The sequence below is a fragment of the Pseudomonas sp. PI1 genome (assembly GCF_000812405.1).
GTDB classification, from domain to species: Bacteria; Pseudomonadota; Gammaproteobacteria; order Pseudomonadales; family Pseudomonadaceae; genus Pseudomonas; species Pseudomonas citronellolis.
This window is the reverse complement of record NZ_JWMC01000063.1, coordinates 1-22787: the sequence shown is the minus strand read 5'-3', so window position 1 is coordinate 22787 and position 22787 is coordinate 1. Positions and strand designations below refer to the sequence as shown.

The 22787-nt window shown below is 66.8% G+C and carries 20 protein-coding genes and 1 tRNA gene; 15 read left to right on the top strand and 6 right to left on the bottom strand.

From position 1 onward, the window contains the following. Positions 1-4: 4 nt before the first annotated feature. A complete protein-coding gene (locus RN02_RS20640) occupies positions 5-1075 on the bottom strand; it encodes a sensor histidine kinase (protein ID WP_009615041.1) in 1071 nt (356 codons plus the stop codon). A 231-nt stretch (positions 1076-1306) separates the two neighbouring features. On the opposite strand from RN02_RS20640, the gene argH reads away from it, so the two are divergent. After that, positions 1307-2701: an argininosuccinate lyase gene (gene argH, locus RN02_RS20635; RefSeq protein WP_043316358.1), complete on the top strand. Its 1395-nt coding sequence runs from the start codon at positions 1307-1309 to the stop codon at positions 2699-2701. A gap of 401 nt (positions 2702-3102) precedes the next feature. Here the strand turns inward: argH and RN02_RS20630 are convergent, their stop codons facing one another. The 3 genes from RN02_RS20630 to gabD all read right to left on the bottom strand — a co-directional run bounded on the left by RN02_RS20630 (position 3103) and on the right by gabD (position 7484). Beyond that, positions 3103-4332: an HDOD domain-containing protein gene (locus tag RN02_RS20630; protein ID WP_009615039.1), complete on the bottom strand. Its 1230-nt coding sequence runs from the start codon at positions 4330-4332 to the stop codon at positions 3103-3105. A gap of 223 nt (positions 4333-4555) precedes the next feature. Further along, the gene (gabT, locus tag RN02_RS20625) at positions 4556-5836 is read right to left on the bottom strand and encodes a 4-aminobutyrate--2-oxoglutarate transaminase (protein ID WP_009615038.1); all 1281 of its coding nucleotides are present in this window, start codon (positions 5834-5836) and stop codon (positions 4556-4558) included. A 196-nt stretch (positions 5837-6032) separates the two neighbouring features. Further along, positions 6033-7484 carry an NADP-dependent succinate-semialdehyde dehydrogenase gene (gene gabD / locus RN02_RS20620; protein WP_009615037.1) on the bottom strand — a complete coding sequence of 484 codons (1452 nt, stop codon included), beginning with the start codon at positions 7482-7484 and terminating at the stop codon, positions 6033-6035. Positions 7485-8092: 608 nt separating this feature from the next. Here gabD and RN02_RS20615 point away from each other — a divergent pair. Together RN02_RS20615 and RN02_RS20610 are read left to right on the top strand one after the other, a co-directional pair. Further along, positions 8093-8169, top strand: a tRNA-Arg gene (locus RN02_RS20615). A 288-nt stretch (positions 8170-8457) separates the two neighbouring features. Further along, positions 8458-9960: a Fic family protein gene (locus RN02_RS20610; protein WP_043316356.1), complete on the top strand. Its 1503-nt coding sequence runs from the start codon at positions 8458-8460 to the stop codon at positions 9958-9960. Positions 9961-10044: 84 nt separating this feature from the next. Here the strand turns inward: RN02_RS20610 and yecR are convergent, their stop codons facing one another. Then, positions 10045-10536: a YecR family lipoprotein gene (yecR, locus tag RN02_RS20605; protein ID WP_043316438.1), complete on the bottom strand. Its 492-nt coding sequence runs from the start codon at positions 10534-10536 to the stop codon at positions 10045-10047. Between the two features lie 222 nt (positions 10537-10758). Between yecR and RN02_RS20600 the strand changes: the two genes are divergently transcribed. The 7 genes from RN02_RS20600 (at position 10759) to RN02_RS20570 (ending at position 16126) form a co-directional block, all read left to right on the top strand. Then, a complete protein-coding gene (locus RN02_RS20600) occupies positions 10759-11349 on the top strand; it encodes an amino acid synthesis family protein (RefSeq protein ID WP_043316353.1) in 591 nt (196 codons plus the stop codon). Positions 11350-11375: 26 nt separating this feature from the next. Then, positions 11376-12209 carry an alpha/beta fold hydrolase gene (locus RN02_RS20595; protein ID WP_043316349.1) on the top strand — a complete coding sequence of 278 codons (834 nt, stop codon included), beginning with the start codon at positions 11376-11378 and terminating at the stop codon, positions 12207-12209. Further along, positions 12206-13687 carry an aldehyde dehydrogenase gene (locus tag RN02_RS20590; RefSeq protein ID WP_043316337.1) on the top strand — a complete coding sequence of 494 codons (1482 nt, stop codon included), beginning with the start codon at positions 12206-12208 and terminating at the stop codon, positions 13685-13687. Before RN02_RS20595 ends, RN02_RS20590 begins: the two co-directional genes overlap by 4 nt. Positions 13688-13697: 10 nt before the next feature. Then, entirely contained in the window at positions 13698-14183 is a 486-nt protein-coding gene (locus RN02_RS20585) for a flavin reductase family protein (RefSeq protein WP_043316331.1), read from the top strand. A gap of 191 nt (positions 14184-14374) precedes the next feature. Further along, positions 14375-14764 (top strand): carboxymuconolactone decarboxylase family protein, encoded by a 390-nt coding sequence (locus RN02_RS20580; RefSeq protein WP_009615030.1) that lies wholly within the window; start codon positions 14375-14377, stop codon positions 14762-14764. 41 nt (positions 14765-14805) lie between these two features. Further along, a complete protein-coding gene (locus tag RN02_RS20575; protein WP_043316329.1) occupies positions 14806-15558 on the top strand; it encodes a GntR family transcriptional regulator in 753 nt (250 codons plus the stop codon). 4 nt (positions 15559-15562) lie between these two features. Further along, positions 15563-16126 carry an NUDIX hydrolase gene (locus tag RN02_RS20570; RefSeq protein WP_043316327.1) on the top strand — a complete coding sequence of 188 codons (564 nt, stop codon included), beginning with the start codon at positions 15563-15565 and terminating at the stop codon, positions 16124-16126. Positions 16127-16466: 340 nt separating this feature from the next. Here RN02_RS20570 and RN02_RS20565 read toward each other — a convergent pair whose 3' ends face one another. Next, on the bottom strand, positions 16467-16760 hold the full coding sequence (locus RN02_RS20565) for a DUF1330 domain-containing protein (protein ID WP_009615027.1): 294 nt from the start codon (positions 16758-16760) through the stop codon (positions 16467-16469). A gap of 77 nt (positions 16761-16837) precedes the next feature. Between RN02_RS20565 and ribBA the strand changes: the two genes are divergently transcribed. From ribBA to RN02_RS20540, 5 genes are all read left to right on the top strand, one after another. Then, a complete protein-coding gene (ribBA, locus tag RN02_RS20560; protein WP_043316325.1) occupies positions 16838-17968 on the top strand; it encodes a bifunctional 3,4-dihydroxy-2-butanone-4-phosphate synthase/GTP cyclohydrolase II in 1131 nt (376 codons plus the stop codon). Between the two features lie 349 nt (positions 17969-18317). Beyond that, on the top strand, positions 18318-19343 hold the full coding sequence (locus tag RN02_RS20555; protein ID WP_043316436.1) for an ABC transporter substrate-binding protein: 1026 nt from the start codon (positions 18318-18320) through the stop codon (positions 19341-19343). Next, positions 19328-20275: an ABC transporter permease gene (locus RN02_RS20550; protein WP_116424685.1), complete on the top strand. Its 948-nt coding sequence runs from the start codon at positions 19328-19330 to the stop codon at positions 20273-20275. Before RN02_RS20555 ends, RN02_RS20550 begins: the two co-directional genes overlap by 16 nt. Before the next feature lie 6 nt (positions 20276-20281). Continuing rightward, entirely contained in the window at positions 20282-21091 is an 810-nt protein-coding gene (locus RN02_RS20545) for an ABC transporter permease (protein WP_043316323.1), read from the top strand. 17 nt (positions 21092-21108) lie between these two features. After that, positions 21109-22248, top strand: a complete 1140-nt coding sequence (locus tag RN02_RS20540; RefSeq protein WP_043316321.1) for an ABC transporter ATP-binding protein — start codon at positions 21109-21111, stop codon at positions 22246-22248. Positions 22249-22787: the final 539 nt, after the last annotated feature.

The window sequence follows — 22787 nt, the reverse complement described above, 5'->3', positions numbered from 1 at the left end:
AAGCTCAGGCTTCCTGCATGAGACGCGCACATGGATAGCGTAGACAGGTGTAGTGCCGTCCGTCACGGCGTTCGACGCTGAGACTCGCTTTTGGCCCGAAAAGTGCCGCAATTCGCGCTGCGATATTCTGCAGCGCCTGCTTGGTCCCCTTCGTGGGCAGCGTCTGCGTCGACTCGTCGTAAGGGTTGCTCACGCACAGCTGGAACACACCGTCACGATAGTCCGCCTCAACCTTCACCAGGCCGCCTTCGATGCGCGGCTGGATACCGTAGATCAATGAATTCTCCAACAGTGGCTGCAGGGTCAGCTGCGGGATGGGCACGCCGTCGGGCACGCCGCTCACCTGCCAATCCAGTTGCAGCCGGTCGCCCAGGCGATACTGCTCTATGGAAAGATAGCGCCTGGCCAACTCCAGTTCCTCCCCCCAGGAAATTAAAGTCCCCGGCTTGGCCAGGCTGGCGCGGAACAGGTCCGACAGGTTCAGCACCGCCTGTTCGGCCTTGCCCGGGTCCAGCTCGATCAGGCTGGCGATGCTGTTCAGGCTGTTGAACAGGAAGTGCGGACGGATGCGCGCCTGCAACGACTCGATGCGCGCGCGCAGCTCGGCCTGTTCCTGCCTGCGCCATTGGCTCTGCAGATAAAAGTAGCGTAGCAACAAGGCCGACATGATGAGGGCGATCAACGCATGGCGCAGGTACAGGTTGACCTCGCCCTTGATCGACAGCGGCCCGCCCAGGGCGTAGTAGTCGGCCACCGCGGTGCAGCCGAGGGTCAGCAGCACCACCAGCAGGCAGCTGGCCAGCCCCGCGCCCCACGCCGGCCAGCGCGCCAGCAGCGGCCGCAGACGGCACAGCAGGCCGGCCGAGAGCAGCACTATCCACTGCACGAACAGCGAGGCCAGGGCCAGGCGCACCCAGTTGAAGCTGGGCGTCATCGGCTCGGCCAGCACCAGTACCAGCACCAGCAGCTCGGCCAGCAGGACCAGGCTGAACAGCGCTTCGCTCTGGCACAGTTCGGGAATGAAGAAATCGTCTTGGGTTGCCGGCTGGTCGCCGGTCTTGGCTTGGTTTGGCATCGACGAAGTTTCCGCAAGCCTCCACGCCTCGGCAAGCGGCTCGTAGCCTGCCGGGCGAATTCGAGCACCGAAATGTCGACTGCGCCGCGCCCGGGCGGGGCGCCCTTGTCCTTCCCCCCGCCACACCCGTCGCAGCACACGCCGTTTTTGACCTTCAGCCTGCTATTATCGTCGGACTTTGCCCTTCCTGCAGGCAGCGAACGCGCCTGCCCGTTTCCGCGAGAGAGATCCATGAGCGTAGAGAAGACCAACCAGTCCTGGGGCGGCCGCTTCAGCGAGCCCGTCGACGCCTTCGTCGCCCGCTTCACCGCCTCCGTCGACTTCGACAAGCGCCTCTACCGCCACGACATCATGGGTTCCATCGCCCACGCCACCATGCTGGCCAAGGCCGGCGTGCTGACCGACGCCGAGCGCGACGCCATCATCGACGGCCTGAAGCAGATCCAGGCCGAAATCGAGGCCGGCAGCTTCGACTGGCGCGTCGACCTGGAAGACGTGCACATGAACATTGAGGCGCGCCTGACCGACCGCATCGGCATCACCGGCAAGAAGCTGCACACCGGCCGTTCGCGCAACGACCAGGTGGCCACCGACATCCGCCTGTGGCTGCGCGACGAGATCGACCTGATCCTCGCCGAGATCACCCGCCTGCAGCAGGGCCTGCTGGGCCTGGCCGACGCGGAAGCCGACACCATCATGCCCGGCTTCACCCACCTGCAGACCGCCCAGCCGGTGACCTTCGGCCACCACCTGCTGGCCTGGTTCGAGATGCTCAGCCGCGACTACGAGCGCCTGGTGGACTGCCGCAAGCGCGTCAACCGCATGCCCCTGGGCAGCGCCGCGCTGGCCGGCACCACCTACCCTATCCAGCGGGAAATCACCTGCGAACTGCTGGGATTCGAAGCGATCTCCGGCAATTCGCTGGACGGCGTGTCCGACCGTGACTTCGCCATCGAATTCTGCGCCGCCGCCTCCCTGGCGATGATGCACCTGTCGCGCTTCTCCGAAGAGCTGGTGCTGTGGACCAGCGCGCAGTTCCAGTTCATCGACCTGCCCGACCGCTTCTGCACCGGCTCCTCGATCATGCCGCAGAAGAAGAACCCCGACGTGCCGGAACTGGTGCGCGGCAAGTCCGGCCGCGTGTTCGGCCACCTCACCGGCCTGCTGACGCTGATGAAGGGCCAGCCGCTGGCGTACAACAAGGACAACCAGGAAGACAAGGAGCCGCTGTTCGACGCCGCCGACACCCTGCGCGACAGCCTGCGCGCCTTCGCCGACATGGTCCCGGCGATCAAGCCCAAGCGCGAGATCATGCGCGAGGCGGCCCGCCGCGGCTTCTCCACCGCCACCGACCTCGCCGACTACCTGGTGCGCAAGGGCCTGCCCTTCCGCGACTGCCACGAGATCGTCGGCCACGCGGTGAAATACGGCGTGGACAGCGGCAAGGACCTGGCCGAGATGAGCCTGGAAGAACTGCGCAAGTTCAGCGACCAGATCGACGACGACGTCTTCGCCGTGCTGACCCTGGAAGGCTCGGTGAACGCCCGCGACCACATCGGCGGCACCGCCCCCGCCCAGGTCCGCGCCGCCGTGGCGCGCGGCCGGGAGCTGCTGGCCAAGCGTTGAGGCGTTGGCGCGTCAGCCACAAAGGAACGCCGCTTCCCTTCACGGGAAGCGGCGTTTTTTATTGTCTGCGTGCGGTCCAGGCCTGGCTGTGAACGGTAGGAGCGGGCCCTGCCCGCGAATCGCGCGCAGGGCGCGCTCCTACAGGGGAATGGCGCAGGTGGGGCAGCGTAGGACCGCGAAACGCGCCGGAACGTCCGGCTATCGCGGAAAAGTTCCTACGTTCCAGGAAGCACGGCTTTTCGTAGGACGGTGTTGAGCGAAGCGATACCCATCACCACGGCAGCATGGGTTTCGCAGGCTCAACCCATCCTACGAAAAGCGCTTCGGCGCAGCCGGCAAGACAGCCGCTCCCACCACAACCGGCGGGCACGGCTTCTCGTGCAGCCGGAAAACGGCTGATCCTACGAAGCGCTTGGCTCCTCGGCGTCACAGAACTTCTGCAGCAACTGCAATTCCACCGGCCCCAGCCCAAGCATCCGCAGCGCCTTCTCTTCCTTCAACTGCCCAGCCTGGGACGCCGGCAAGCGCGCCGCCCTGGCCGCCAGGTTGAGGATCAGCGCCTTGCGCGAGAACACCCCGCTGCCCATGCCGTAGCACGCGGCGACCAGCCCGCGCAGCTCCAGCGGCAGGCGCCAGCGCGCGCGCAGCGTGGAGCCGAAACTGGCGCCGAAGGCCTTGAGGCTGTCGTCGATCTCCTGGTCTTCCAGCGCCCCGCCGCGCCGGCACCACTCTTCCAAGGTACGCAGCACCGCGAGGTCGCCCAGGCAATGCAGCAGGCCCGCGGTGTAGCAGCGTGGCGCGTCGACGTCGAGGCTCTCGGCCAGGGCCTCGGCGGCATCCGCGGTGCGCTGGGAAAGCGCCCAGAACGCCGCGGCGCGCTCCTTCAGGCGCGGCTCCACAAGCTGTGCGGCGCGTTCCAGGCTGAGCCCCAGGACCAGGTTGCAGGCCTGGGCCAGGCCGAGGCGGGCCAGCGCCTGGGCGAGGGTCAGGCAGGGCATGCCGACGTGCCGCGCGGCGCTGTTGGCCGCGGCGATCAGGCAGGCGGTGATCTGCGGGTCGCGGCCGAATTCTTCCTCCAACTGCTCCAGGCTGACGCCCTCGGTGTTCAGGCAACGGCTCGCCGACTCGCCGACCTCCGCCAGCAGGGGCGCGCCCTCGGCGGCATCGCGGGCCTCGGCGAGAAAGTCGGCCAGGCTGCCGGTGGGCTCCCGGGGCACGGCGCAGCTGACTTCCTGCCCAGGCTCCAGCAGCAGGCTGCGCAGGCGCTGGCGCAGGTCCTCGGCATTGAACGGCTTGACCAGGTAGGCGCTGGGCGCCAGCGGCAGCACCGCGCGCACGCTGGCCCCATCGGCCTTGGCGCTGATCAGGATGAAGTCCGGCGCATTTGCCCCGCGGCGGCTGCGGCGCAGGTGGCGGAGCAGGTCGATGCCGTCGGTGCCGGCCAGTTCCTGCTCGGCCAGCACCAGGGCGAAGGCGCGCAAGCGGCAGGCATCGATGGCCTGGTCACCGTCCTCGCAGTATTCGATGGCCGCGTCGCAACGCACGCTCAGCACCAGTTGCCCAAGCAGTTCGCGGTTCCAGGGGTCGGCGGCGGCAACCAGAACGGTCGGCGCGGCGCTGAGTGCTGTCATGGAGATCCTCTCGCAGATGCGCGCGCACCTTAACCGAGTCGCAAGGCGCCTGCCAGAGGGCAGCCCGGACGACATCGCGCGCAGGACAGGATAGCTGATGCGGCGCCGCTCTCCGATACGACCAAGGGGGTAGATGCGTCACGGCGCCGCAGCCGGAGCGGAACCCCGGAAAAAGAAAAGGCCCGCTTGCGCGGGCCTCTTCCAGTACTGCCGAACGAGCCGATCAGGCCAGTTCGTCGAAGCACTCGGCCAGGATGGCCAGGCCTTGCTTCAGCTGGGCGTCCGGGATGGTTACCGGCATCAGGAAGCGGATCACGTTGTAGTAGGTGCCGCAGGAGAGCAGGATCAGGCCCTTCTCGCGAGCACGCACGACGATCTTGCTGACCAGCTCGGCCGCCGGCTTGTTCACGTCGCCGCCTTCGAACAGCTCGATGGCGACCATCGAACCCAGGCCACGGACGTCGCCGATCACCTTGTGCTTGGCCTGGATCTCGCGCAGGCCGGCCTTCAGGGTTTCGCCAACGGCTTGCGAACGCTCCAGCAGTTTCTCTTCGTCGAACACCTTCAGCACGGCCAGGGCCGCGGCGCAGGCGATCGGGCTGCCGGCGTAGGTGCCGCCCAGGCCACCGGGGGCGATGGCGTCCATGATCTCGGCCTTGCCGACGACGCCGGAGATCGGGAAGCCGCCGCCGACGGACTTGGCGAAGGTGGTCAGGTCCGGGACGATGCCCAGTTGCTCGGTGGCGAAGAAGGTGCCGGTACGGCCAGCGCCGGTCTGCACTTCGTCGGCGATCAGCAGGATGCCATGCTCGTCGCACAGGGCGCGCAGGCGCTGCATGAACGGCTTGGAGTTGACGTAGAAGCCACCCTCGCCCTGTACCGGCTCGATGATGATGGCGGCGATGTCACGCGGCTGGGCGTCGTTCTTGAAGATGCGCTCGATGCTGGCGATCGACTCGTCTTCGCTGATGCCGTGCAGTTCGCACGGAGCCAGGGCGCGGAAGATGCCGCCCGGCATCAGGCCCATGCCGGCGGAGTACGGAACCACCTTGCCGGTCAGGCCCAGGGTCATCATGGTGCGGCCGTGGTAGGCGCCGGTGAAGGCGATCACGCCGGCGCGGCCGGTGGCGGCACGGGCGATCTTCACGGCGTTCTCGACCGCTTCGGAGCCGGAGGTGACCAGCAGGGTCTTCTTCGGGAAGTTGCCCGGCACGCGCTTGGCGATCTCTTCGGCCAGCTCGATGTAGGGCTCGTAGGCCAGCACCTGGAAGCAGGTGTGGGACAGCTTGGTCAGTTGCTCCTGAACGGCGGCGACCACTTTCGGGTGCAGGTGGCCGGTGTTCAGAACGGCAATGCCGCCGGCGAAGTCGATGTACTCGCGGCCTTCGACGTCCCACACGGTGGCGTTCTCGGCGCGCTCGGCGACGACCGGGTGGATCTGGCCCACGCCGCGCGGAACGGCGGCCTGGCGGCGTTGCAGCAGGGATTCGTTGGTTTTGCTCATAGCTTCCTCAGTGGCCGCTCATCGGTCGGCCGGGTCAAAGGATGAAGACGGGGAGAAGCCACTCGCGACAGCATACGATGATCGACTGTCGCGGCACTTGCGGCCCGCCGGGTGGGTTGTCCGGTGCCACCACCGGAAAACGCCGGCGCGGGGGTGGCTGCCGGCTCTTGCCTGCCACCCCCGCGCCCACGGGAAATCAGATGCCGCCCAGGCAGAGGTACTTGACCTCGAGGTAGTCCTCGATGCCGTACTTTGAACCTTCGCGGCCCAGGCCGGAGGCCTTGATGCCGCCGAACGGCGCGACCTCGTTGGAGATCAGGCCGGTGTTGATGCCCACCATACCGTACTCCAGGGCCTCGGCCACGCGGAACACGCGGCCCAGGTCGCGGGCGTAGAAGTAGGAGGCCAGGCCGAACTCGGTGTCGTTGGACATGGCGATCACGTCGGCCTCGTCCTTGAAGCGGAACACCGGGGCCAGCGGGCCGAAGGTCTCGTCCTTGGAAACGAGCGCGTTCTTCGGCACGTCGACCAGGATGGTCGGCTCGAAGAAGGTGCCGCCCAGGGCGTGCGGCTTGCCGCCGGCAACGACCTTGGCGCCCTTGCCCACGGCGTCGGCGATGTGTTCTTCGACCTTGGCCACGGCCTTGGAATCGATCAGCGGGCCGGTGGTCACGCCGCTCTCCAGGCCGTTGCCGATGTTCAGCTTGGCCACGGCGGCCTTCAGCTTCTCGACGAAGGCGTCGTACACGCCGTCCTGCACGTACAGGCGGTTGGCGCAGACGCAGGTCTGGCCGTTGTTGCGGTATTTGGAGATCAGCGCGCCTTCGACGGCGGCATCCAGGTCGGCGTCGTCGAAGACGATGAAGGGTGCGTTGCCGCCCAGCTCCAGGGACACCTTCTTGATGTCCTTGGCGCATTCGGCCATCAGCTGGCGACCGATTTCGGTGGAACCGGTGAAGGTCAGCTTGCGCACGATCGGATTGCTGGTCAGCTCGCCGCCGACTTCGCCGGCACTGCCGGTTACGACGCTGAACACGCCTTTCGGAATGCCGGCGCGCTCGGCCAGCTCAGCCAGGGCCAGGGCGGAATACGGAGTCTGCGAAGCGGGCTTGAGGACCATGGTGCAGCCGGCGGCCAGGGCCGGGCCGGCCTTGCGGGTGATCATCGCCGAGGGGAAGTTCCACGGAGTGATGGCCGCGGTGACGCCGATCGGCTGCTTGATGACGATGATGCGCTTGTCCGGCTGGTGGCCGGGGATGGTGTCGCCATAGATGCGCTTGGCTTCTTCGCCGAACCATTCGAGGAAGGAGGCGGCATAGGCGATCTCGCCCTTGGCCTCGGCCAGCGGCTTGCCCTGCTCGATGGTCATCAGGCGGGCCAGGTCGTCCTGGTTCTCGATCATCAGCTCGAACCAGCGGCGCAGCTTGTTGGCGCGCTCCTTGGCGGTCAGCGCGCGCCAGGCCGGCAGGGCCTTGTCGGCGGCCTCGATGGCGCGGCGGGTTTCGGCGGCGCCCATCTTCGGCACGCTGCCGATGATCTCGTTGGTGGCCGGGTTGTTGACCTTGATGGTCTGACCGCTGTCGGCGTCCACCCAGGAACCGTCGATGTAGGCCTGTTGGCGGAACAGCTTGGCATCATTGAGTTGCATGACCAGTCTCCTTCGAGGAAAGCCATAAGCAGCGGGTCTACCTCGACTACCCCGCCTGCTCTTGTTGTCCGGGAAGCATTGGAGGGGCGCTCGCCCCACCCGTTCCATCGTCCCGCCGCGCCGCCCGCCAGGGGACGGCACCGGCGCTAGCGCAGGGTCGCCGATCGTCGCGCACGGGCGCGCGAAAACGGACCACGGCAGTAGCCGTAGCCGGTCGGATCAACCGGGAGGTCCATGGACGGGATACGCTGCGGAAACGCCACCACTGCAGGAATCGGCTGCTGCACGGCATCGCGCGCATTCGCCAGGCAGTACGGAGGTCGGTCATCCCACTGGCACGAGGCCGGGTACTGTGACGCCAATTCCCCTGTCTCCTGTTGTTGTGGTGGGCGTTTGAAATGTCAAACGCATCCTAGGGCCCCATCCCCCAAAGGGCAAGGGGTCGTTCAAAAAAACCAACGAAAGTACATGCCACCCGGCGCCTCCAGGCCAGCCCCGGCCGACGGGCGGCAGACCGATTTCGAATTAACCCGGGCCACGCCCGAACGATGGACGCAAGCCGATCAGATGCGTATGATTGCCGCCTGCCGCGCCAGCCGCGGCCATGCGCATCCGTAGCTCAGCTGGATAGAGTACTGCCCTCCGAAGGCAGGGGTCGTGGGTTCGAATCCCGCCGGATGCGCCATCCATATAAAAGGCCCAGGTGAAAACCTGGGCCTTTTTCGTTTCCCGCCGCCTCCCATGCGATCAGAACGGCCCCGAGTCCAATGGGGTTCAGTGCTATGCGGGCTTCATGCCATCGCGGGTGCCGGAACCGACATTGGCAAGGCTACCCTCTGCCTTCCTGCCGCATGCAGATAGCCAAACCCGCCTGAAACCACTCTTCCCAGCGCCTGTAAAATTTTGTCTATTCAGACGCCGCTATTTCAAATAATGTTGGTCCAATTCAAAAATCTCTAGCCAGGAGCACCGAATGGAAAGCCAATTCATCGGCTATGCCTTTCTGGTCGAGACACTGAAGCTGAAGGTCTTCCCGATCCAGCGTCCGGCGGCGATCAGGCCTGTCACGCGGATCGAGCCGCTGGGCCGCGAACTCGCCGTACCGCAACGCCTTGCCCCACCGGCAGGCGACTGCTGCGCCCATGTCCTGTTCGCGTTGAAGCACGAGGGGGTCAACCTGGGCGTGCTAGCTCAGGCATTGCCACTGATCCCTGCTGCCACCATGCTGGCGGAACTCCGCAAGGCCCCGAGCGGCGCCTATATCCGCAAGGCCTGCTTCCTCTGGGAGGCTTTCAGCGGAACCCGGCTGCCCCATGACGGGAGCCCGAAGGGGGCAGCGACCCCGCTGTTCGACCCGGCCCGCTACATCACCGGCCCTGCCCGGCGCGATGCCCGTTGGCGGGTGGATTTCAACGGCCTCGGCACCCTCCGTTATTGCGCTACGGTCGAGCGGACAGCCAAGATCGAGGCGCTATTGGCACTGGACATCCTCGGCAAGTCACGTGAGTTCATCGGCTCGCTGCCCGTAGGAATGATGGACAGGGCCCTGAGCTGGGCCTACCTGCACGAAACCCACGACTCCTTCGCCATCGAACGCGAAGCCCCCAGCGCGGACAAGGCCGAGCGCTTCGTCCAGCTGCTGCGGCAGGCCCATGAGCGCCAGCCGCTGACCGAGGACTACCTGGTCGCGCTGCAGAACAGCACGATCAGCAATCCCTTCGATCGTGCGGTCGCCTTCCGCCACGAACAGAACCACCTGAACAACGGCCTGCGCGGCGCAGCAGGTGTGACCTATGTTCCCCCACCTCCCGAGCTATGCCGGGAACTGATGGACGAGCTGATGCAGTTCGCCAACGAAGCGCCCCTGCAGATCGATCCACTGGTCGCCGCCGGCATCACCTCGTTCGGCTTCGTCTTCCTGCACCCGTTCATGGATGGCAACGGACGCCTGTCCCGCTTCCTGATCCATCAGGCGCTTTGCCGAAGCGGCGCCATGAGCCACGGCCTGCTGCTGCCCGTCTCCGTGGCGATGAAGCGCGAGGAACAGCATTATCTCGAGGCCCTGCAAAGCTTCTCGCGCCCGGCACGCGAATTCTGGCGGGTGCTGTGGCTCGATGCGAACGACCTGAGCTTCGAGTTCACAGGGAATGAGGGGATCTATCGCTACTGGGACGCTACCGAGGGCGTGGCCTTCACGCTGGAGATGGCCAGGCAGGCGCTGGAAGTCGAGTTGCATGAAGAAACCGAGTTTCTCCAAGCCTACGACCAGATATTCAAGGCCGTCGACGCACGCTTCGATGTCCGTGGCAGCGACCTGGCGCAACTGGTGATGATGTGCCTGAGCAACAACGGCATCGTCTCACGCAATCGCCGCAAGCAGTTCCAGTACAGCGTCCCGGAAGAAGTGTTCGACTTTATCGAGGAGCGTGCACGGGAGGTGCTGGCTGAGCAGACAGCCAGTCTGAGAGCCAGCTAGCCTGCCGAACACTCGCCAGGCAGCGCTGAATTAGAGAGAAGCGAGAACCGGAGCGCGCCTGATTGCTCGAAGTGAACGAAAGGCTCACTGCCCCATGATCTGCCGATAGCGGCGCTGGTATTCCTCGTAGCTCAGGCCTGTTTCCGTATTGAGCTTGTTGAGCTGCTGTTGCTGCCACTGGTCCTTGTTCAGCGAGCCACTGGCCTGGCTGGATGCGGCAGGTGCCTGCAGCGGAGCCACCTGGCTGACCTGGGCATCCAGATTGCCGATGCATTGGTACTTGATGACCACCTGCCCGGCCGCACAATTGCCCCAGCCATCCCACTGATTGCAATTCTGCGTCTTGCCGCCGAACGCTTCCGCATCCCGATAGCCCCACACCGCACATTTGCGCTGGGCAAGCCCCTGCGCCTGGTCCATGTTGATCACAGGCTGCTCGAACTGGCGGAAGTCATAGGCCATGTCGACCGTCCCGTCGGCACGGCTGCCGCCGGTAGCGTAGAAGTTCTTCTTGACGGCACATCCACTGCTTGCAGCAATGGCCAGTACGAGGATGGCGAGGGAAAGCGGGCGCATGGCGACCTCCTTGTCATAGTTGGCAGCATTCTGCCACCACCTCGAATCCCCCGTCATCCCGCTTGCCGATTCGAGCCCCGCTCCGAGCATCCCTTCTTTCCAGCGGCCCCTCCTCAACCATCCGTCGCCAGACCCCACCGCCTTTGCCACCCTGCCTCTTGCACTTCCAATATTATGGTATACCATCAGACCAAATCGCACAGAGACACCCAAGGAGTGCCCATGAGCTTCGAAATCCGCAAGATCGTCAGCTACGTCGAGGAAACCTTCATCGAGGGCGGCAAGGCTGCCGAGAAACCGGTATCCATGGCCGGGCTGGCCGTGGTGATCAAGAACCCCTGGGCGGGCCGCGGCTTCGTCGAGGACCTCAAGCCGGAGATCAAGGCCAACTGTTCCGAGCTGGGCGCGCTGATGGTCGAACGCCTGACCGCGCTGATCGGTGGCGCCGACAAGATCGAGGCCTATGGCAAGGCCGCCGTGGTCGGCGCCGATGGCGAGATCGAGCATGCCTCGGCGGTGATCCACACCCTGCGCTTCGGCAACCACTACCGCAAGGCGGTGGACGCCAAGAGCTACCTGAGCTTCACCAACAAGCGCGGCGGCCCGGGCACCTCGATCCAGGTCCCGATGATGCACAAGGACGACGAAGGCCTGCGTTCGCACTACATCACCCTGGAGATGCAGATCGAGGACGCGCCGCGCGCCGACGAGATCATCGTGGTCCTGGGCGCCGCCGACGGCGGCCGCCTGCACCCGCGCATCGGCAACCGCTACATCGACCTGGAAGAGCTGGCCGCCGAGCAGGCCCAGTGATCCCGCGGCCAGTGCAGGAGCGTTCCATGATTCGGCTCACCGCTGAACACACACCGGCCGGCACCAGTTACCTGGCGACCGGCCAGGGCCAGCCCGTGGTACTGATCCACGGCGTGGGCCTGAACAAGGAAATGTGGGGCGGGCAGATCGTCGGCCTGGCCCCGCACTACCGGGTCATCGCCTACGACATGCTCGGCCACGGCGCCAGCCCGCGCCCCGAAGCGGGCACCGGGCTGGTCGGCTACGCCGCGCAGCTGCGCGAGTTGCTCGACCACCTGCAGATCCCGCAGGCCACGGTCATCGGCTTCTCCATGGGCGGCCTGGTGGCGCGCGCCTTCGCCCTGCACCATCCGCAGCGGCTGCAGGGGCTGGTGATCCTCAACAGTGTGTTCAACCGCAGCGCCGAACAGCGCGCCGGCGTCATCGAGCGCACCCGCCAGGCCGCCGAACACGGTCCCGACGCCAATGCCGAGGCGGCGCTGTCGCGCTGGTTCAGCCGCGAGTACCAGGCCGCCAACCCGGCGCAGATCGCGGCCATCCGCCAGACACTGGCGAGCAACGACCCGCAGGGCTACCTGACCACCTACGAGCTGTTCGCCACCCAGGACATGTACCGCGCCGAGGACCTGGGCAGCATCCAGGCGCCGACCCTGGTCGCCACCGGCGAGCTGGACCCCGGCTCGACCCCGGAGATGGCCCGGCAGCTGGCCGCGCGCATTCCCGGCGCGCAGGTGGCCATACTCGATGAACAGCGCCACATGATGCCGGTGGAGTCGCCGCGCCTGGTCAACCAGGTGCTGCTGGACTTCCTGCACCAGGCCCTGAGCCTGCCGAACCAGACCAAGGGGATAGTCGCATGACACTCGCCCGCTTCCAGATGTGCATCGACGGCCAATGGCTCGATGCGCTCTCCGGCAAGACCTTCGAAAGCCTCGACCCGTCCAGCGCGCAGCCCTGGGCGCTGCTGCCCGACGCCGCCGAGGAAGACGTCGAGCGCGCCGTGCAGGCCGCGCAGAAGGCCTTCGACGACCCGGCCTGGCGCAAGCTCAGCGCCACCGCCCGCGGCAAGCTGCTGCGCCGCCTGGGCGACCTGATCGCCGAGAACAGGGAGCACCTGGCCCAGCTGGAGAGCCGCGACAACGGCAAGCTGATCCGCGAGACCCGCGGCCAGGTCGGCTACCTGCCGGAGTTCTTCCACTACACCGCGGGCCTGGCCGACAAGCTCGAAGGCGGCACCCTGCCGATCGACAAGCCGGACATGTTCGCCTACACCGTGCACGAGCCGCTGGGCGTGGTGGCCGGGATCATCCCCTGGAACAGCCCGCTGTACCTCACCGCGATCAAGCTGGCCCCGGCCCTGGCCGCCGGCAACACCATCGTGCTCAAGCCCTCGGAACACGCCTCGGCGACCATTCTCGAACTGGCCCGCCTGGCCCTGGAGGCCGGCTTCCCGGCCGGCGTGGTCAACGTGGTCACCGGCTTCGGCCCGAGCACCGGCGCGGCCCTGACGCGCCACCCGCTGGTGCGCAAGATCGCCTTCACCGGCGGCGCCGCCACCGCCCGCCACGTGGTGCGCAGCAGCGCGGAGAACTTCGCCAAGCTGTCCCTGGAGCTGGGCGGCAAGTCGCCGAACATCATCTTCGCCGACGCCGACCTGGAGAGCGCCATCAACGGCGTGGTGGCCGGTATCTACGCCGCCACCGGGCAGAGCTGCGTGGCCGGCTCGCGCCTGCTGGTGCAGCGCGAAATCTACGACGAATTCGTCGCCCGCCTGATCGAACGCGCCCAGCGCATCCGCATCGGCAACCCGCAGGAAGACGCCAGCGAGATGGGCCCCATGGCCACCGCGCAGCAACTGGCGGTGGTCGAAGGCCTGGTGGCCGCGGCCCAGGCCGAGGGCGCGCGCCTGCTGATGGGCGGCAAGCGCCCCGACGGCCAGGGCGAAGGCTGGTACTACGAGCCGACGCTGTTCGCCTGCGACAGCCACTCCATGCGCATCATGCAGGAGGAAGTGTTCGGCCCGGTGGCCTCGGTCATCCCCTTCGACGACGAGGCCGAGGCGCTGGCCCTGGCCAACGACTCGCAGTACGGCCTGGCCGCCGGCATCTGGACCCGCGACCTGGGCCGCGCCCACCGCCTGGCGCGCGACGTGCGCTCGGGGATCATCTGGGTCAACACCTACCGCGCGGTCTCGGCCATGGCGCCGATCGGCGGCTTCCACCAGAGCGGCTACGGCCGCGAGAGCGGCATCGACTCGGTGCTGGCCTACACCGAACTGAAGACGGTGTGGATCAACCTCTCGCAGGCGCCCATGCCCGACCCCTTCGTGATGCGTTGAGGAACAGACCATGATCGAACCCGGAATCTACAAGGAAGTCATGGGCTCCTTCCCCTCGGGGGTGACCGTGGTCACCACCCTGGACGCCGAGGGCGGCATCGTCGGCATCACCGCCAGCGCCTTCAGCGCGCTGTCCATCGAACCGGCGCTGGTGCTGTTCTGCCCCAACTACGCCTCGGACACCTACCCGATCCTGCGCGACAGCAAGCAGTTCGCCATCCACCTGCTGTGCGCCGACCAGCAGGCCGAGGCCTACGCCTTCGCCGGTAAGGGCAAGGACAAGGCCAAGGGCATCGACTGGCACCTGAGCGAGCTGGGCAACCCGCTGCTGGCCAAGGCCACGGCGATCATCGAGTGCGAGCTGTGGCGCGAGTACGACGGCGGCGACCACGCCATCATCGTCGGCGCGGTGAAGAACCTGATCCTGCCTGAAAAGGAGGTGACGCCCATGGTCTACCACCGCGGCAAGCTCGGCGCCCTGCCGCAGTTGGCCTGATCGTCCCGTCCTCGTGGGAGCGAGCAAGCTCGCTCCCACAGGTACAGGAGAAACACTGACGCAGGATGGCGTTGAGCGAAGCGATACCCATCACCACGGCCGCATGGGTTTCGCAAGCTCGCCCTATCCTGCGAGAAGCATCTCGGAGCAGCCGGCAGACAGTTGCTCCTATATGAAAGAAGGAGCATGCGATGAGCAACGAGAAGTACGACAAGGGCCTGGCGATCCGCACCCAAGTGCTGGGTGAGGCCTACGTGAACAAGTCGCTGGCCGCGGCCGACGACTTCGGCAAGCCGCTGCAGGAGCTGGTCACCGAGTACTGCTGGGGCCACGTCTGGGGCCGCGAGGGTTTGTCGCTGAAAGAACGCAGCATGATAAACTTGGCGATGATTTCGGCCCTCAACCGGCCGCACGAACTGAAGCTGCACATCCGCGGCGCCCTGCGCAACGGGCTCAGCCGCGAGCAGATCCGCGAAATCCTGCTCCAGGTCGGCATCTATTGCGGCATCCCGGCGGCGGTCGACAGCTTCCGCCTGGCCCGCGAGGCCTTCGCCGAGGCCGATGCCGAGACCCAGGGCTAGGCCGCTTCACCCTACGGACAGCCATTACCAGAGCGGACCACATGAAACGCTTGCCCCTCGACGATAGCTTCAAGGTCAACCGCAACCCCGTGACCCTGCGCGAGATTGTGCTGGACAAGCTGCGCGGCGCCATCCTCAACTTCCAGCTGCTGCCCGGCGACCGCCTGGTCGAGCGCGACCTCTGCGACCGCCTGGGCGTCAGCCGCACCTCGGTGCGCGAGGCCCTGCGCCACCTGGAGTCCGAGGGGCTGGTGGAGTTCGCCGACGCCAAGGGCCCGCGGGTGGCCATCATCACCCTGGCAGACGCCTGCGACATCTACGAGCTGCGCTGCGTGCTCGAAGGGATGATCGTCCAGCTGTTCACCCTCAACGCCAAGGCCAAGGACATCCGCGCCCTGGAGCGCGCCCTCGAGGAGAACCGCAAGGCCCTGGAGGAAGGCGACCTGCAGCAGGTGCTGGATTCGGTGCAGGGCTTCTACGACGTGCTGCTGGAAGGCTCGGGCAACCGCATCGCCGCCACCCAGCTGCGCCAGCTGCAGGCGCGCATCAGCTACCTGCGCGCTACCTCGGTGTCCCAGGCCAACCGCCGCGGGGCGAGCAACCAGGAGATGGAGAAGATGGTCGCGGCGATCAAGAGCGGCGACCCGGCGGCCGCGCACCAGGCCTCGGTGGACCACGTGCGCGCAGCGGCCAAGGTGGCGCTGGACTACCTGAAGTCCAAGCAGGAAGAGGGTGGCAAGGTCCGCGAGATCGCCACCCCCATCGTCCTCAAAGAGCCGCGCATAGGTCGCTGACGCCATGCCCGCCCCGCGCTTCTGCCCGCAGTGCGGCGGCGACCGGATGGAGCGCCGCCAGCCGCCGGGGGACACCCACGACCGGCTGCTGTGCGGCGCCTGCGGCTACATCCACTACGAGAACCCCAAGGTCATCGCCGGCTGCATCATCGAGCGCGACGGCTGCTACCTGCTGTGCCAACGCGCCATCCCGCCGCGCCCCGGCACCTGGACGCTGCCGGCCGGTTTCATGGAAAGCGGCGAGACCACCGAGCAGGCGGCCCTGCGCGAGGTCTGGGAAGAGAGCGGCGTGCGCGCCGAAATCCTCTCGCCCTACTCCATCTTCAGCGTGCCGAAGATCAGCGAGGTCTACATCATCTTCCGCGCCCAGGCGCTGGAGATCGCCGACGCCTACGGGCCGGAGACCCTCGACCGGCGCTTCTTCGCGCCCGAGGACATTCCCTGGGAGCAGATCTACTACCCGGCGATCCGGCAGATTCTCGAGCGCTATATCGAGGAGCGGCAGGCGGGGGTGTATGGAATCTATATGGGGAATGACGATAGCGGGAAGATTCATTTCATTCGCTGAGCTTCCTGCGCCGCTTCCTCTTTTGTAGGAGCGAGCTTGCTCGCGAACGGAGTTTCCCGGCAGCACTGGTCTTCAGGCTCAACCTCGTCCCCTCTCCCCAGCCCTCTCCCTGAAGGGAGAGGGGGCTTGTCCGTGCCTGCTTCGAATCTTGTGCTGGCCGGCAACTTCGTATGTGCCGGCGAGCGCCAAGGTTACGCTTGAAGCCGAACGGTCCCCTCTCCCTTCAGGGAGAGGGTTAGGGAGAGGGAGCGGAGCCAACCACAAACACCATAGTCACCGGCTGGCACCGTTCGTGAGCAAGAACTAGACGTCCCCCTCGCTCCTACGAAAACCCCCACCCTCAGGGCTCGACGCCCTCGACAATGATCACCTCCGCCCTCGCCGCCCCCTGCCGCTGCGCCCAGGCCTCCTGGTACTCCTTCGACCGATAGCACGCCACTGCCTGCTCATAGGAATCGAACTCGATCACCACGCTGCGCTGCGGCGTCGGGCGGCCTTCCAGGGCTTCGGAGCGGCCGCCGCGGGCGAGGATGCGGCCGCCGTACAGGGCGAAGGCCGCTGGCGCGCGGCGGGTGTATTGGCTGTACTGCTCGGGGTCTGTGACGTCCACGTGGGCGATCCAGTAGGCCTTCATGGCAACCTCTTGGCGATGGATATTTTGTGTATGATGGTATACCAGAATTTTCTGACTGCCACACCCCGGAGCCGGTCATGCCGTTCAATACCACCGAAGAAATCATCGAGGACTTCCGCCAGGGCCGCATGGTGCTGCTGGTGGACGACGAGGACCGCGAGAACGAGGGCGACCTGCTGCTGGCCGCCGAGTTCTGCTCGCCCGACGCCATCAACTTCATGGCCCGCGAAGCGCGCGGGCTGATCTGCCTGACCCTCACCGAGGAACACTGCCAGCGCCTGGGGCTGGAACAGATGGTGCCGAACAACGGCAGCCCCTACTCCACCGCCTTCACCGTCTCCATCGAGGCGGCCACCGGGGTGACCACCGGCATCTCCGCCGCCGACCGCGCGCGCACCGTGCAAGCCGCCGTGGCGCCAGGCGCCAGCGCCGAGGACATCGTCCAGCCCGGGCATATCTTCCCGCTGCGCGCCCGCGAGGGCGGCGTGCTCACCCGCGCCGGGCACACCGAGGCCGGCTGCGACCTGGCGCGCCTGGCCGGGCTGACGCCGGCGGCGGTGATAGTCGAGGTGATGAACGACGATGGCAGCATGGCCCGCCGCCCCGAGCTGGAAGCTTTCGCCGCGCAGCACGGGATAAAGATCGGCACCATCGCCGATCTCATCCACTACCGCCTGAGCACAGAGCACACCGTGCGGCGCATCGGCGAGCGCGAGCTGCCCACGGTGCACGGCAACTTCCGCCTGGTGACCTTCGAGGACCGCATCGAGGGCGGCGTGCACATGGCCATGATGATGGGCGACATCGACCCCGCCGAGCCGACCCTGGTGCGCGTGCACGTGATCGACCCGCTGCGCGACCTGGTCGGCGCCGAATACGCCGGGCCGCCCAACTGGACGCTGTGGGCAGCCCTGCAACGGGTGGCCGAGGAAGGCCGCGGCGTGGTGGTGGTGCTGGCCAACCACGAGTCGTCCCAGGCGCTGCTGGAGCGCGTGCCGCAGCTCACCCAGCCGAGCCGGCCGTTCACCCGCTCGCAGTCGCGCATCTATTCGGAGATCGGCACCGGCGCGCAGATCCTCCAGGACCTGGGCGTGGGCAAGCTGCGCCACCTCGGCCCGCCGCTGAAATACGCCGGCCTCACCGGCTATGGCCTGGAAGTGGTGGAAAGCCTGCCCTTCGACGACTGGAAGCCGGCAACCGAGGCCTGACCACCGGTCGGCCGATACTGGCCGCCGGCCAGCTCGCCGGCGCCCGGACATGTGGATAAAGGCTAGAAAAATCAGTCGATTGCCGCCATCGGGCGGCAGCCGAAAAGCCGCCAGGGACGGCGCCAAGCGGCAATCCACGGGGCCTGGAACGGGGAGGAGACTTGCAGAAAGTTTGGAATACCATAATATGACATTCCGTAGGCCGACGATTGTTCCGCCGCCCCGAACACGGGCAGCCCGAACAACGCTCCGGACAAGGCCGACCCTGACAGGCCCAGATGGCCACTGCTCCTGATGGGCAGGCACAGACCGCCTGCCCGCGCACAAACACAACAACGAGGGCATGTACATGGTGTTCAAGAAACGTGCAGTCGCGGCGACTCTCGCCGCCATCCTGGGCCTGGCCGGCACCGCCGCCAGCGCCGCCGACGCGATCAGCTTCGTCAGCTGGGGCGGCACCACCCAGGACGCCCAGAAGCAGGCCTGGGCCGAGCCCTTCAGCCAGGCCAGCGGCATCCGCGTGGTGCAGGACGGCCCCACCGACTACGGCAAGCTCAAGGCCATGGTCGAAAGCGGCAACGTGCAGTGGGACGTGGTGGACGTGGAGGCGGACTTCGCCCTGCGCGCCGCCGCCGAAGGCCTGCTGGAGCCGCTGGACTTCAACGTGGTCAAGCGCGAGCGCATCGACCCGCGCTTCGTCTCCGACCACGGCGTCGGCTCCTTCTACTTCTCCTTCGTGCTCGGCTACAACCAGGGCAAGGTCGGCGGCAACGCCCCGCAGGACTGGAGCGCGCTGTTCGACACCAAGACCTACCCGGGCAAGCGCGCGCTGTACAAATGGCCGAGCCCCGGCGTGCTGGAACTGGCCCTGCTGGCCGACGGCGTGCCCGCCGACAAGCTCTACCCGCTGGACCTGGACCGCGCCTTCAAGAAGCTCGACAGCATCAAGAAGGACATCGTCTGGTGGGGCGGCGGCGCCCAGTCCCAGCAACTGCTGGCCTCCGGCGAGGCGACCATGGGGCAGTTCTGGAACGGCCGCATCTACGCCCTGCAACAGGACGGCGCGCCGGTGGGCGTGAGCTGGAAGCAGAACCTGGTCATGGCCGACTTCCTCGTGGTGCCCAAGGGCTCGAAAAACAAGGACGCGGCCATGAAGTTCCTCGCCGAGGCCTCCAGCGCCAAGGGCCAGGCCGACTTCGCCAACCTCACCGCCTACGCCCCGGTGAACCTCGACAGCGTCGGCCAGCTCAAGGGCGACCTCGCCCCCAACCTGCCGACCGCCTACGCTAAGGATCAGATCACCCTCGACTACGCGTACTGGGCCAAGAACGGCCCGGCCATCGCGGCACGGTGGAACGAATGGCTGGTCAAGTGAAAATGACGGCCGTTCCCCACGGCCGCTCCACTCCCGTCGACGGCGCCGCGCGCGCCGCCGACGCGGTGCAAACGAGGTCGCCGATGAAGCCGCAAGGCGTGTCGCCCTGGCGCGGTTCGGCCAAGCTGCTGCCGGCCCTGCTGTTCCTCGGCCTGTTCTTCCTCGCCCCGCTGGTGGGGCTGCTGCTGCGCGGCGTGCTCGAACCCACCCCGGGCCTGGACAACTACGCCCAGCTGTTCGCCAACTCGGCCTACACCCGGGTGCTGTTCAACACCTTCGCGGTCGGCGCGCTGGTCACCCTGATCAGCCTGCTGCTGGGCTTCCCCCTGGCCTGGGCGATCACCCTGGTGCCACGCGGCTGGGGCCGCTGGCTGCTGAACATCGTGCTGCTGTCGATGTGGACCAGCCTGCTCGCCCGCACCTACTCCTGGCTGGTGCTGCTGCAGGCCTCGGGGGTGATCAACAAGGTGCTGATGGCCCTGGGCATCATCGACCAGCCGCTGGAACTGGTGCACAACCTCACCGGCGTGGTGATCGGCATGAGCTACATCATGATCCCGTTCATCGTCCTGCCGCTGCAGGCGACCATGGCGGCCATCGACCCGATGGTGCTGCAGGCCGGCTCGATCTGCGGCGCCAGCCCCTGGAGCAACTTCTTCAAGGTGTTCCTGCCGCTGTGCCGGCCGGGGCTGTTCTCCGGCGGGCTGATGGTGTTCGTCATGTCCCTGGGCTACTACGTCACCCCGGCGCTGCTGGGCGGCGCGCAGAACATGATGCTGCCGGAATTCATCGTCCAGCAGGTGCAGTCCTTCCTCAACTGGGGCCTGGCCAGCGCCGCCGCGGCGTTGCTGATCCTGATCACCCTGGTGCTGTTCTACGTCTACCTGAAAGTGCAGCCGGAATCCCCGGTCGGCGCCAGTAACGCGAGGTAAGCCGCCATGCTGCTCTCCCCCAACGCCATGGGCCCGCGCCTGCGCGGCGGGCTGTACCTCACCACTGGCCTGATCGCCGCCTTCCTGCTGCTGCCGATCGTGTTCATCGTGCTGCTGTCGTTCGGCTCCTCGCAGTGGCTGGTGTTCCCGCCGCCGGGCTGGACGCTGAAGTGGTACGTCCAGTTCTTCGCCAACCCCGAGTGGATGGACGCGGCCCTGGCCAGCCTCAAGGTCGCGGTGCTGACCACCATCTGCGCGGTGGCCCTGGGCCTGCCCACCGCCTTCGCCCTGGTGCGCGGCAAATTCCCCGGCCGCGAGCTGCTCTACGGGCTGTTCACCCTGCCGATGATAGTGCCGCTGGTAATCATCGCCGTGGCGGTGTACGCGCTGTTCCTCAAGCTGGGCTACACCGGCACGCTGTTCGCCTTCGTGGTCAGCCACGTGATAGTCGCCCTGCCCTTCACCATCATCTCGATCATCAACTCGCTGAAGCTGTTCGACCAGTCCACCGAGGATGCCGCGGTGATCTGCGGTGCCTCGCGCCTGCAGGCGGTGTTCAAGGTGACCTTCCCGGCCATCCGCCCGGGCATGGTCGCGGGTGGGCTGTTCGCCTTCCTGGTGTCCTGGGACGAGGTGGTGCTCAGCGTGATGATGGCCAGCCCGACCCTGCAGACCCTGCCGGTGAAGATGTGGACCACCCTGCGCCAGGACCTGACCCCGGTGATCGCCGTCGCCTCGACGCTGCTGATCGGCCTGTCGGTCCTGGTGATGCTCGCCGCCGCGCTGCTGCGCCGGCGCAATGAAGTCAGCGCCTGAGCGCGAGGAGTCAGACAATGAGTGCCGTCATTCAAGAAACCGCGCAGGGCGGGACCCTGGTCAGCCTGCGCAACCTGAACAAGCACTACGGCGACTTCACCGCCGTGGACAACATCAACCTCGACATCCGCGATGGGGAATTCCTCACCTTCCTCGGCTCCAGCGGCTCGGGCAAGAGCACCACGCTGTCGATGCTGGCCGGCTTCGAGACGCCCAGCAGCGGCGAGATCCTGGTGGAAGGCAAGTCGCTGGTGAACGTGCCGCCGCACAAGCGCGACATCGGCATGGTGTTCCAGCGCTATTCGCTGTTCCCGCACCTGTCGGTGCGCGACAACATCGGCTTCCCGCTGGACATCCGCAAGCAGAAGGGCGATGCCCGCGAGCGCCGCGTCGACGCCATGCTCAAGCTGGTGCAGTTGGAGAAATTCGCCCAGCGCCGCCCGGCGCAGCTCTCCGGCGGCCAGCAGCAGCGCGTGGCCATCGCCCGCGCGCTGGTCTACGAACCGCGCATCCTGCTGATGGACGAACCCCTGGGCGCGCTGGACAAGAAGCTGCGCGAAGACCTGCAGGACGAACTGCGCCACCTGCACCGCCGCCTGGGCATCACCATCGTCTACGTCACCCACGACCAGGAAGAGGCCATGCGCCTGTCCCAGCGCATCGCCATCTTCAGCCACGGCAAGATCGTCGGCCTGGGCAGCGGCTACGACCTCTACCAGAACCCGCCGAACACCTTCGTCGCCTCCTTCCTCGGCAACTCCAACTTCCTCCGCGTGCAGGCCCAGGGCAACGCCGCGGCGCGCTTCGAGAGCGCCAGCCTGGCCATCCGCCCCACCGGCGGCCTGCGCGAAGGCCAGGACCTGGTGCTGATGATCCGCCCGGAAAAGGCCCTGGCCCTGAGCGCCGAACAGGCCGCCGCGCAGCCCCTGCAGGCCGGCTGGAACGAACTCGGCGCGACCGTGCAGGAAGTGGTGTTCCTCGGCGAGAGCCAGACCTGCAGCGTGACCACCGTGGGCGGCACCGCGCTGACCCTCAAGGCCCTCTCCGGCGGCCAGCCGCTGCACCCGGGCAGCCCGGTGCGCGTGCGCTGGGCCGCGGCCGACGCCTGCGTCTACAGCCAGTGGAACGAAAGCGACCTGGTGAAGGGCGCGCACTGACCCTTTGAAGTCCCTTGCGCCCCCGGCCGTTGTGGCGGCCGGGGGCCTTTTTTTGCCTGCTCCACTCCCCTGTAGGAGCGCGCCCTGCGCGCGAAATCGCGGGCAGGGCCCGCTTACCTACCTCCCAGCAAATATGACCCCCGTAGGATGGGTTGAGCGAAGCGATACCCATCGTCGTGGCAGCATGGGTTTCGCCAAGGCTCAACCCATCCTACGAAAAGCGCCTCGGTGCAGTCGGCAAGACAGTTGCTCCTACAGATTGCCGGGAGGCACGGCACGCCCCGTAGAAGCGGACCTTGTCCGCGATAGCCGGAACCACCGGCGCGCCTCGCGGATAATCTCCTACGCCACCCCACCCACACCATTCCCTACGCGCGAAATCGCGGGCAGGGCCCGCTCCTACAGATTGCCGGGAGGCACGGCATTCCTCCCCCCCGTAGAAGCAACTGTCTTTCACTGCTGCACGGTACCTGTTCTCCAGCAGGTACCGTCCCTGACCATGGCGTTCAACCGCACGATGAGCACACGCATGCAGGCCA

What these genes read in the sequence shown, in the direction of transcription:
- RN02_RS20595 (WP_043316349.1), top strand. Translation starts at nt 11,376, where the DNA reads ATGATTCGGCTCACCGCTGAACACACACCGGCCGGCACCAGTTACCTG.
- gabT (WP_009615038.1), bottom strand. Translation starts at nt 5,836, where the DNA reads ATGAGCAAAACCAACGAATCCCTGCTGCAACGCCGCCAGGCCGCCGTT.
- RN02_RS20540 (WP_043316321.1), top strand. Translation starts at nt 21,109, where the DNA reads ATGAGTGCCGTCATTCAAGAAACCGCGCAGGGCGGGACCCTGGTCAGC.
- RN02_RS20640 (WP_009615041.1), bottom strand. Translation starts at nt 1,075, where the DNA reads ATGCCAAACCAAGCCAAGACCGGCGACCAGCCGGCAACCCAAGACGAT.
- RN02_RS20550 (WP_116424685.1), top strand. Translation starts at nt 19,328, where the DNA reads ATGGCTGGTCAAGTGAAAATGACGGCCGTTCCCCACGGCCGCTCCACT.
- RN02_RS20555 (WP_043316436.1), top strand. Translation starts at nt 18,318, where the DNA reads ATGGTGTTCAAGAAACGTGCAGTCGCGGCGACTCTCGCCGCCATCCTG.
- RN02_RS20545 (WP_043316323.1), top strand. Translation starts at nt 20,282, where the DNA reads ATGCTGCTCTCCCCCAACGCCATGGGCCCGCGCCTGCGCGGCGGGCTG.
- yecR (WP_043316438.1), bottom strand. Translation starts at nt 10,536, where the DNA reads ATGCGCCCGCTTTCCCTCGCCATCCTCGTACTGGCCATTGCTGCAAGC.
- RN02_RS20580 (WP_009615030.1), top strand. Translation starts at nt 14,375, where the DNA reads ATGAGCAACGAGAAGTACGACAAGGGCCTGGCGATCCGCACCCAAGTG.
- RN02_RS20630 (WP_009615039.1), bottom strand. Translation starts at nt 4,332, where the DNA reads ATGACAGCACTCAGCGCCGCGCCGACCGTTCTGGTTGCCGCCGCCGAC.
- RN02_RS20575 (WP_043316329.1), top strand. Translation starts at nt 14,806, where the DNA reads ATGAAACGCTTGCCCCTCGACGATAGCTTCAAGGTCAACCGCAACCCC.
- RN02_RS20610 (WP_043316356.1), top strand. Translation starts at nt 8,458, where the DNA reads ATGGAAAGCCAATTCATCGGCTATGCCTTTCTGGTCGAGACACTGAAG.
- gabD (WP_009615037.1), bottom strand. Translation starts at nt 7,484, where the DNA reads ATGCAACTCAATGATGCCAAGCTGTTCCGCCAACAGGCCTACATCGAC.
- RN02_RS20565 (WP_009615027.1), bottom strand. Translation starts at nt 16,760, where the DNA reads ATGAAGGCCTACTGGATCGCCCACGTGGACGTCACAGACCCCGAGCAG.
- RN02_RS20570 (WP_043316327.1), top strand. Translation starts at nt 15,563, where the DNA reads ATGCCCGCCCCGCGCTTCTGCCCGCAGTGCGGCGGCGACCGGATGGAG.
- RN02_RS20585 (WP_043316331.1), top strand. Translation starts at nt 13,698, where the DNA reads ATGATCGAACCCGGAATCTACAAGGAAGTCATGGGCTCCTTCCCCTCG.
- RN02_RS20600 (WP_043316353.1), top strand. Translation starts at nt 10,759, where the DNA reads ATGAGCTTCGAAATCCGCAAGATCGTCAGCTACGTCGAGGAAACCTTC.
- RN02_RS20590 (WP_043316337.1), top strand. Translation starts at nt 12,206, where the DNA reads ATGACACTCGCCCGCTTCCAGATGTGCATCGACGGCCAATGGCTCGAT.
- argH (WP_043316358.1), top strand. Translation starts at nt 1,307, where the DNA reads ATGAGCGTAGAGAAGACCAACCAGTCCTGGGGCGGCCGCTTCAGCGAG.
- ribBA (WP_043316325.1), top strand. Translation starts at nt 16,838, where the DNA reads ATGCCGTTCAATACCACCGAAGAAATCATCGAGGACTTCCGCCAGGGC.